Genomic DNA, 8,819 nt, shown 5'->3' with positions numbered 1-8,819 from the left:
CGCCACCTGGCGCATGGGGCCGGAGGCGCCGGAGCAGGGCTGGACCGGCATTTCGCTCGCCGCCAGCGGTCCGGCGGATGCGGCCGTGATGATCTTGGTCGACTGCCCGGACCGCGACGACGGACAGGCGGGGCAATTGCTGTCCGGGGCGCCCGGTCGCCTGTTCGACCGGATGCTTGCCGCGATCGGCCTGTCGCGCGACACGGTGCACATCGCCGCGGTCTGTGCGCGCCGCCCCGCCGCCGGCCGCATGCCGCGCGAACTGGAAACCCGGCTGGGCGAAGTCTCCCGCCACCATGTCGGGCTGGTCGCGCCCAAAAGGCTGCTGCTGCTCGGCAATGCGGCGAGCCGTGCCATCCTTGGGACCGAAATGGGTCAGGCGCGCGGGATTTTGCACCGGCTTAACCATAGAACCGGCACCGAGGGGTCGACCGGCGAGCAGGATACCGGTGTGGTGGCAAGCTTCCACCCAAGGTTCCTGTTGGAAAAGCCGGTGGCGAAGGCGGAGGCCTGGAGGGATTTGCAGTTGCTGATGAAGGATATCGGGGCATGACGCGCACGCTGGCGATCGCATGCGCACTGGCGGCCGCCATGGCCGCGGCGGCGGCCACCGCCGAACCGGCCAATAGCGCAACCACCGCCAAGACCCCGCGCATCCCCACGCTGCTCGACGACGCGCAACAGGTCGGTTACCGCGCCATCTTCGGCGCGATCCGCGACGGCCGCTGGACCGATGCCCAGCTGCAGCTCGACGCGCTGAAGCCGGGTCCGCTCCACGCCATCGCTCGCGCCGAGCTCTACACCGCCAAGGGATCGCCGCGCGTTGATCTCGACAAGCTGCTCGCCGTCCTGAACGAAGCGCCCGAGCTGCCCCAGGCCGAGCAGCTCGCCCGCCTCGCCAAGTCGCGCGGCGCGAGCGAACTTCCCCCGCTTCCCGAAACCCAGACGCTGATCTGGCGCGACGGCGCGCCCCGCCGCGCCCGTGCCAAGAGCGTGAAAAGCGACGAAATCGCCGCCACCCTCGCGGTACAGATGCAGCCTTATGTAAAGGCGGACCAGGGTGCACCGGCACAGGCGCTGCTCGAATCCACCAGCGGCCTCACGCCCGAAGCGCAGACCGAATGGCAGCAGCGGGTCGCCTGGATGTATTTCCTCGGCGGCGACGACACCAACGCCCGCGCCATGGCCGCCAAGGCGGCCGTGGGCAGCGGCGAATGGGCGATCCAAGGCCGCTGGGCCGGCGCGCTGTCCGCCTGGCGTCAGGGCGACTGCGCCGCAGCCGAGAACGGGTTCGAGGGGGTTGCCGCCCGCGCACCTGACGTCGATCTGCGCGCCGCCGCGCTCTACTGGGCATCGCGTGCCGACATGGTGTGCGGCCGCCCCGACAAGATCGAGGGCCGGCTGAAGGCTGCCGCGCAGTTCGGCGAAAGCTTCTATGGTCAGCTTGCCCGACAGGCGCTCGGCCTGAAGACGCAGGCCCAGCCCGGCGGGCAATTGGTCGCCACCGACTGGGCCGCGCTCGACCGGCGCCCCAACATCCGTGTCGCCGCCGCGCTGGCGGAAATCGGCGAGAGCGAGCTGGCCGATACCGTGATCCGCCAACAGGCGCGCATCGGTGCCCCCGCCGAATTCCGCAGCCTCGTTCGCCTGGCCGAATCGCTCGACCTCCCGGCGACCACCGTCTGGCTGGCGCATAACTGCCCGGCCGGCGTCACCGCCACCGCCGAGGCACGCTACCCCACCCCGAACTGGACGCCGGACAGCGGCTGGCGCGTCGACAAGGCGCTGGTCTATGCCCACACGCTTCAGGAATCGGGTTTCCGCAACAAGGTGGTGAGCCCCGCCGGCGCCTATGGCCTGATGCAGATCATGCCCGCCGCCGCGACCGACTTCGCGCGTGAACGCGGCGTTTCCATCGACAAGTCCGCACTGACCAAGCCGTCCACCAACATGGATGTCGGCCAGCGCCATCTGGAGAGGCTGCGCGACATGGCGGGCATCACCGGCGGCCTGCTGCCCAAGGTGATCGCGGCCTATAATGCCGGCCCCAAGCCGGTCGGCGAATGGAACAGCATCGTGCATGACGGCGGCGATCCGCTGCTCTACATCGAAAGCATCCCCTATTGGGAAACGCGCGGCTACGTCACCACGGTGCTGCGCAACTACTGGATGTACGAGGGGCAGGCGGGCAAGGCCAGGTCGCCCAGCCGCACCGCACTGGCGCAGGGCATGTGGCCGCGCTTCCCCGGCCTGCCGGGCGCCGCTGCGGTCCGCATGAACGCAAAGCCCAATCCGCGCGCCACCGCCGACGCCACCACCGCCATCGCGGTACAGGCGGCGGTCAGTCCGCAATCGACCACGGTGACGCGTGCCGATTGATCCCACCCGCACCTTCCGCCCGGTCCGCATCGCCGTTCTCACCGTCTCCGACACCCGCAGCCTGGCCGAGGACCGCTCCGGCGACACGCTCGTCGGCCTGTTGACCGGCGCGGGTCACGAACTCGCCGACCGCGCGATCATCCGCGACGAGGCGGAACAGATCGTCGCGCGCCTGCACGCCTGGATCGACGATCCCGAGGTCGATTGCATCCTGACCACCGGCGGCACCGGCGTCACCGGCCGCGACGTCACACCGGAGGCGGTGGAGCGCGTCGCCGACAAGATGATCCCCGGCTTCGGCGAACTCTTCCGCTGGCTCAGCTACCAGACGATCGGCACCTCCACGGTCCAGTCGCGCGCCTGCGCCTGCGTCACCCGCGGCACCTATATCTTTGCCCTGCCCGGCTCCACCGGCGCGGTGAAGGACGCCTGGAACGGCATCCTCAAGGATCAGCTCGACAGCCGCCACCGCCCCTGCAACTTCGTGGAACTGATGCCCCGCCTTCAGGAGCGTTGAGCCTCACCCGGCATCCGGCTGCATCGCGGCCAGTTCATGCCCGTCCATGTCGCGGAAATGAAATCGCCGCCCACCGGGAAAGGCGAAGATCGGCACGCTGATCGTGCCCCCCGCCCCGGCCACGGCGGCCAGCGCCGCCTCCAGGTCCGCCACCTCGATCACCGGCAGCGGCTGGCGCACCGCGTCGCGGTCGGCATCCAGCCCGATATCGGTATCGCCCGACATCGTCGCCGCATAGCTCGGCCCGAAATCGCTGAAGTCCCAGCCGAACGCCTGCGCATAGAAACGCTTCGCCGCCTCCCGGTCGCGCACCGGCAGTTCCAGATAGTTCAACCGCGCCATCTCGTCGCCTCCCTTGTTCTTGCTATGTTCTGACACGCCCGATAGCATCGCGCAATGGCAAAGACTCGCCCCCAGCGCGGCGCCACGATGAACGCGGCCAGCACCCGCTTCAACCTGCCCGGCCATGAAGCCGATGGTGACTGGCTCGACGCGCGCGAGGCGATCGACGGCGAGGCCCCGCGACTGCGCACCACGGTGACGGTCGAACGCCCCCGCACGATCATCGCTCGCAACGCCTCTCCCGACGTCCCCTTCGACCGCTCGATCAACCCGTATCGCGGCTGCGAACATGGCTGCATCTACTGCTTCGCCCGCCCCACCCACGCCTTTCACGACCTGTCCCCCGGCCTCGACTTCGAAAGCCGCCTCTTCGCCAAACCCGACGCCGCCACCCTGCTCCGCACCGAACTCGCCCGGCCGGCCTACACCCCCGCCCCCATGGCGCTCGGCACCAACACCGACCCCTATCAACCCATCGAGTTCGACTGGCGCATCACCCGCAGCGTGATCGAAATACTGGCGGAAACCCGCCACCCGCTGACCATCACCACCAAGTCCGATCGCGTCGTCCGCGACCTCGATCTGCTCGGCCCCATGGCGGCTGACGGGCTTGCGGCGGTGTGTATGTCGATCACCTCGCTCGACCCGAAGATCGCCGGCACCATCGAGCCGCGCGCGCCGCATCCCGAACGCCGTCTTGCGGCGGTCCGCCGCCTCGCCGATGCCGGCGTGCCCGTCTATGTCTCGATCGCCCCCGTCATCCCGGCGATCACGGACCATGAAATGGAGCATCTGATCGAACGCGCCGCGCAGGCCGGCGCCCGCAACGCCTTCTTCATTCCCGTCCGCCTGCCCCACGAGGTCGCGCCGCTGTTCCGCGCCTGGCTCGACGCGCATTTCCCCGACCGCGCCGGCAAGGTGATGGCGACGATCCAGGCGATGCGCGGCGGGCGCGACAATGATCCGGACTTCTTCAACCGCATGAAGGGCAGCGGCCCTTGGGCCGACCTGCTGCGCACCCGCTTCCACATCGCCTGCCGCCGCCACGGCCTCAACCGTGAGCGTATTACCTTACGCACTGATCTGTTCCGCAAGCCGGCCGGGGCGCAGGGCGAGTTGTTCTGACCTCAAAGGATCGCGCGGCCATCCCAGCCGTTGAACCTACGAAGGAGACGAACGATGATCGACCCCGAGCAGGAACCGCAGCAAGACGACGCCCCCACCGAGCAGGAATCGGGTGCCGGCTACGGCAACAACGCCGAAGAGCCCGAAGGCGAAAGCAAGTAATCCATACAATCCCTCTCCCCTCCGGGAGAGAGGGACCCACGGCGCAGCCGTGGGGAGGGTGAGGGGCAGACCAGCAGTGCTGCGCAGCTTTGGCCGCCCCTATATCACCCCACCAGCGCCAATCGCGCGTCGGAGTTCTTCATCTCCACCCCCGTCACCCCCGGCAGGGTTTCGACATGCTCGGCCAGTTCAGCGTCGAGCAGGAAGTCGCGCCCGAGCATCACCATCGCCTCGCCCCCGCCGGGAAGCGTCAGCCGCGCGCGGACTTCCCCCTTGGCGCCGCGATGTTCGGACAGCAACGCGGCGAGCGGGCGGAACGCCGCTGCATCGCGGATCGCCACCTCCAGCACGAACCGCGCCTGCGACGCCAGATTCTCGAACGGCTGAATACGCTTGATGCTGACCCGCGGCGCCTCCTCGCCCGACCGGCGGTCCAACTCCACGGTGACCAGCCCGCATCCGCCGACCCGCGCCGCATCCTCCAGATCCTTGGCCACCGCATCGTCGAAACACGTCGCCAGGAACTGCCCCGTCGCATCGGATACCTGCGCCATCATATAGCGCTTGCCTCGCGCCGAGGTCCGCCACCGCGCATCCTCGATCAACAGCGCCATCGTCGCGCCCGCACGCGTACCGTCGTCCGGGATCACCAGTTCCGACAGCGCGGTATAGCTGCGCGCGCCGTGCATCCGCGCGATATGCGCGTGCCGGTCGACGGGATGCGCGGAGAAATAGAAGCCGAACGCCTCCTTCTCCTGCTCCATCTTTTCCGACAGGCTCCACCGCGCATTCGCCGGCAGCTTGATCGCATCGCCCGCCTGCGGCCCGTCGCCGAACAGGCCACCCTGCCCGCTCGTCCGCCCGGCATGGGTGCGCGCCGCGATCGCCAGGATCGTCTCGGCCACCGCATGCACACCGGCGCGGTTCGCCTCCACCCCGTCGAACGCGCCTGCCGCCGCCAGCGTCTCCAACTGCCGCTTGTTGATCAGGCGCGGGTCGACCCGGGTCGCCAGTGCATCCAGCGTGGTGAAGGCACCGCCCGCGACGCGCTCGGCGACCAGCTTCTCCATCGCCCCCTCGCCGACCGACTTTAGCGCGCCCAGCGCATAGCGGACGGCCAGTCCCTCGCCATGCACCTCGACATCGAACTCGGCCTGACTGGCATGAATGCACGGCGGCAGCATGGTCACGCCCATGCGGCGCGCATCGTCGACAAAGATCGCCAGCTTGTCGGTCAGCGCCATGTCGTAGCACATCGACGCGGCGTAGAATTCGTGGGGATGATGCGCCTTCAGCCACGCCGTCTGGTAGGCGAGCAGCGCATAGGCGGCGGCGTGGCTCTTGTTGAAGCCATATCCGGCGAACTTGTCGATCAAGTCGAACAGCTCGTTCGCCTTGGCCTTCGGGATGCCGTTGGCGCTCAGGCATCCCTCGACAAAGGTCGCGCGCTGCGCGTCCATCTCCGCCTTGATCTTCTTGCCCATTGCGCGGCGCAGCAGGTCGGCGCCGCCCAGCGAATATCCCGCCAGGATCTGCGCGGCCTGCATCACCTGTTCCTGGTACACGAAGATGCCGTAGGTCTCCGCCAGGATCGGCTCCAGCAGCGCATGCGGATAGACGATCTCTTCCGTGCCCTGCTTGCGTCGCCCGAACGAGGGGATATTGTCCATCGGCCCCGGCCGGTAGAGCGAGACGAGCGCGATGATGTCGCCGAAATTAGTCGGCCGGACCGCGGACAGCGTCCGGCGCATGCCTTCCGATTCCAGCTGGAACACGCCCACCGTGTCGCCCTTCTGGAGCAGGCCGTAGGTCGCCTCGTCATCCCAGGGCAGCGCGGCAAGATCGATCTCGACCCCGCGCTTGTTCAGCAGTTTCACCGCCTTTTGCAGCACGGACAGCGTTTTCAGGCCGAGGAAGTCGAACTTCACCAGTCCGGCGCCCTCGACATATTTCATGTCGAACTGCGTCACCGGCATGTCGGATCGCGGATCGCGGTAGAGGGGCACCAGTTGCGCCAGCGGCCGGTCGCCGATCACCACGCCAGCGGCATGCGTCGACGAGTGGCGCGGCAGGCCCTCCAGCTTCGTCGCCAGGTCCAGCAGGCGCCGGACCTGGTTGTCGTTGGCATATTCCTTGGCAAGCTCGGGCACGCCGTTCAGCGCGCGCTTCAGGTCCCAGGGATCGGTCGGGTGGTTGGGCACCAGCTTGGCCAGCCGGTCGACCTGGCCATAGCTCATCTGCAGCACGCGGCCCGTGTCTTTCAACACCGCGCGCGCCTTCAGCTTACCGAAGGTGATGATCTGCGCCACCTGATCGCGACCGTATTTCTCCTGTACGTAGCGGATCACCTCGCCGCGCCGCGTTTCGCAGAAGTCGATGTCGAAATCGGGCATCGACACGCGTTCCGGGTTCAGGAAGCGTTCGAACAGCAGGCCCAGCTTCAGCGGATCGAGGTCGGTGATCGTCAGCGCCCAGGCGACGACCGAACCCGCGCCCGAACCACGCCCCGGCCCCACCGGAATATCATGATCCTTCGCCCATTTGATGAAGTCCGCAACGATCAGGAAATAGCCGGGAAAGCCCATCTGGATGATGATGTCGACCTCGAAGGTCAGGCGCTCGTGATACGCCTCGCGCCAGCCCGGCGCCCCCTCGCCCTCCAGCTCGGCAATGCGGTCGAGCCGCGCCTCCAGCCCGGCCCGCGCGTCGCGACGCAACATCTCCGCCTCGCCGTCACGGTCGCCCGCCAGGCTGGGCAGGATGGGTTTCCGCCACGGCGCCATCACCGCGCAGCGCTGCGCCACGATCAGCGTGTTGTCGATCGCCTCGGGCAGGTCGGCGAACAGCGCCTTCATCTGCGCCGCCGGCTTCAGCCATGCCTCCGGACAGCTACGCGGCCGGTCCTCGCTTTCCACATAGGTGGAATTGGCGATGCACAGCATCGCGTCATGCGCATCGCCGAAGGCGGAGTCGGTGAAGCAGCACGGGTTCGTCGCGACCAGCGGCAGGTTCCGGTCATAGGCCAGGTCGATCAGCGCCTGCTCGGCCGCCATCTCGACCGGATCGTCGCGCCGGCACAGCTCCACGAACAGCCGGTCGCCGAACAGCGCCTGCAAACGGTCCGCATAGATGCCCGCACGTGCCGGCTGATCCTCCGCGAACAGCCGCGCCAGTCCGCCCTCCCCGCCCGCGGTCAATGCCACTAGCCCGTCGCAATGCCGCGCCAGCGTCTCGAAGCAGACATGCGCCGGCAGCTCGATCGGCCGTTCCAGATGGGCCGCCGACACCAGCGCGCACAGATTGTCGTAGCCGCGTTCGTTCTGCGCATAGAGCGCGATCCAGTCCAGCACCGGCGGCACGCCCTCGGGCATGTCCGGCCGGGCAAGACCCAGCATCGTGCCGACCACCGGCTGCACGCCCGCCTTCTTGGCCGCGTCCGAAAACGCCATCGCGGCATACAGGCCGTTACGATCGGTCAGCCCGGCGGCGGGAAACCCTTGCGTCTTCGCCTGCGCGGCGATCGCCTTGGGGTCCATCGCCCCGTCGAGCATCGTGAAGGAGGAAAAGATGCGGAGCGGGACATAGCCGGAATGCATCGCATCCCCATAGCCCGACCCGCATGATTCGACCAGCACGGAACCCTCGTCCGATCGACCCGTTGCGATCGTGAATCACAGGAAGAAAGCCCGCATGACCGACGCCTCCCAGGATCCGCAAATGTCCATCGGCACCCCCAGGGTCGGGTCCGGCTGGGGCTGGATATTGGGCTATGGCATCCTGTCCGCGGCGATCGGCGTCGCCGCATTCGCCTGGCCCTTTTCGGCCACGCTTGCCGCGACGCTGGTGATCGGCGCGTGCTTTATCGCCGCCGGCATCGTCTCGATCGGCGCCGGCATCTTCGGCCAGGGGCATGAGGGGCGCGGCTATGCGATCGGTTTCGGCCTGTTGTCGCTGTTCATCGGCCTCATCATGGCGTTCGAGCCGGCGACCGGCGCATTGTCGCTGACGCTCCTCGTCGCCGTCTGGCTGGGTCTTCGCGGCATATTGGAGATCGTCTGGGGCCGCCGCATGCGACGCGGGCGCGGCGCAATGTTTGCGCTCGGCGCACTCAACATCGTGCTTGCCCTGGTGGTGCTGGCGACGCTGCCGTGGAGCGCACTGACCCTGCCGGGCTATATCCTCGGCCTCAGCTTCCTGTTCGGCGGCATCACCGCCATCGTCTCGGCCCTGAACCACAAAAAGGGCGCAGACGCCTTCGCGCTCTGATCCATAAGCCCTCTCCCCCCGGGGGAGA

The 8,819-nt window shown here is 68.1% G+C and carries 7 protein-coding genes; 5 read left to right on the top strand and 2 right to left on the bottom strand.

What is annotated here, in order from left to right:
• The 3 genes from OXR08_RS10910 to moaB all read left to right on the top strand — a co-directional run.
• The coding region (locus tag OXR08_RS10910) for a uracil-DNA glycosylase (RefSeq protein ID WP_267349766.1) at window positions 1-553 on the top strand (553 nt) is incomplete at its 5' end.
• A 38-nt stretch (window positions 554-591) separates the two neighbouring features.
• Window positions 592-2,379, top strand: coding sequence for a lytic transglycosylase domain-containing protein (locus OXR08_RS10905; protein ID WP_267349773.1), 1,788 nt, complete (start codon window positions 592-594; stop codon window positions 2,377-2,379).
• Window positions 2,369-2,896, top strand: coding sequence for a molybdenum cofactor biosynthesis protein B (gene moaB / locus OXR08_RS10900; protein WP_149680730.1), 528 nt, complete (start codon window positions 2,369-2,371; stop codon window positions 2,894-2,896). Before OXR08_RS10905 ends, moaB begins: the two co-directional genes overlap by 11 nt.
• A gap of 3 nt (window positions 2,897-2,899) precedes the next feature.
• Here moaB and OXR08_RS10895 read toward each other — a convergent pair whose 3' ends face one another.
• Window positions 2,900-3,238: a VOC family protein gene (locus OXR08_RS10895; RefSeq protein WP_112382916.1), complete on the bottom strand. Its 339-nt coding sequence runs from the start codon at window positions 3,236-3,238 to the stop codon at window positions 2,900-2,902.
• Window positions 3,239-3,292: 54 nt separating this feature from the next.
• On the opposite strand from OXR08_RS10895, the gene OXR08_RS10890 reads away from it, so the two are divergent.
• The gene (locus OXR08_RS10890; protein ID WP_267349764.1) at window positions 3,293-4,363 is read left to right on the top strand and encodes a PA0069 family radical SAM protein; all 1,071 of its coding nucleotides are present in this window, start codon (window positions 3,293-3,295) and stop codon (window positions 4,361-4,363) included.
• Between the two features lie 266 nt (window positions 4,364-4,629).
• Here the strand turns inward: OXR08_RS10890 and dnaE are convergent, their stop codons facing one another.
• Window positions 4,630-8,121: a DNA polymerase III subunit alpha gene (dnaE, locus tag OXR08_RS10885; RefSeq protein WP_267349769.1), complete on the bottom strand. Its 3,492-nt coding sequence runs from the start codon at window positions 8,119-8,121 to the stop codon at window positions 4,630-4,632.
• Between the two features lie 94 nt (window positions 8,122-8,215).
• Here dnaE and OXR08_RS10880 point away from each other — a divergent pair, with 94 nt between their 5' ends.
• A complete protein-coding gene (locus OXR08_RS10880) occupies window positions 8,216-8,791 on the top strand; it encodes a DUF308 domain-containing protein (protein WP_149680732.1) in 576 nt (191 codons plus the stop codon).
• The last annotated feature ends 28 nt before the right edge of the window (window positions 8,792-8,819 follow it).

The sequence above is a fragment of the Sphingomonas sp. GM_Shp_2 genome, from assembly GCF_026540875.1.
GTDB lineage: Bacteria > Pseudomonadota > Alphaproteobacteria > Sphingomonadales > Sphingomonadaceae > Sphingomonas > Sphingomonas carotinifaciens.
The sequence above is the reverse complement of the archived record's forward strand: the minus strand, read 5'-3'. Positions and strand labels throughout refer to the sequence as shown.

Coding starts and splice junctions, on each gene's coding strand:
- OXR08_RS10905 (WP_267349773.1), top strand. CDS start 592: ATGGCCGCGGCGGCGGCCACCGCCGAACCGGCCAATAGCGCAACCACC.
- OXR08_RS10895 (WP_112382916.1), bottom strand. CDS start 3,238: ATGGCGCGGTTGAACTATCTGGAACTGCCGGTGCGCGACCGGGAGGCG.
- OXR08_RS10890 (WP_267349764.1), top strand. CDS start 3,293: ATGGCAAAGACTCGCCCCCAGCGCGGCGCCACGATGAACGCGGCCAGC.
- dnaE (WP_267349769.1), bottom strand. CDS start 8,121: ATGCATTCCGGCTATGTCCCGCTCCGCATCTTTTCCTCCTTCACGATG.
- OXR08_RS10880 (WP_149680732.1), top strand. CDS start 8,216: ATGACCGACGCCTCCCAGGATCCGCAAATGTCCATCGGCACCCCCAGG.